Below are 307 nucleotides of genomic sequence, written 5' to 3'. Positions count from 1 at the left end.
CCCACCACCCGGTCCGGCATGCCCGCCATGCAGCACGCCGCGATGATGGGAATGGCAACCGCGTCGATTGCGTCCCGGTCATCATCCGCAAAGACCTGCTGTTCGGTGCAGAACACGTCGCGGCGCAGCGCATGGTAGCCAGCCCGTTCCCACGGCGTGCGGGCCAGCCGCACGACATATTCGGTCGGGATGAACGGGCGGTCGTCCACGCCTTCGAGGATCGCTGTCATTATTCGTACGCCGAAAGGGAGGAACAGGCGCCACACCGGCCACACCCGGCGCGGATGTCGGTGGATTTCATGTTCGC

Annotated in this window: 1 protein-coding gene; it reads right to left on the bottom strand. The window is 65.5% G+C overall.

Going from position 1 to position 307, the window contains the following annotated elements; translation table 11 throughout:
• The coding region (locus tag B7449_RS19550) for an MSMEG_0567/Sll0786 family nitrogen starvation N-acetyltransferase (RefSeq protein ID WP_048884146.1) at positions 1 to 230 on the bottom strand (230 nt) is incomplete at its 3' end.
• Between the last annotated feature and the right edge of the window lie 77 nt (positions 231 to 307).

The sequence above is a fragment of the Komagataeibacter intermedius TF2 genome (genome assembly GCF_000964425.1).
Taxonomy (GTDB): Bacteria; Pseudomonadota; Alphaproteobacteria; order Acetobacterales; family Acetobacteraceae; genus Komagataeibacter; species Komagataeibacter intermedius.
Note: the sequence above shows the minus strand (reverse complement) of the source record. Positions and strands in the feature narration are given on the sequence as shown.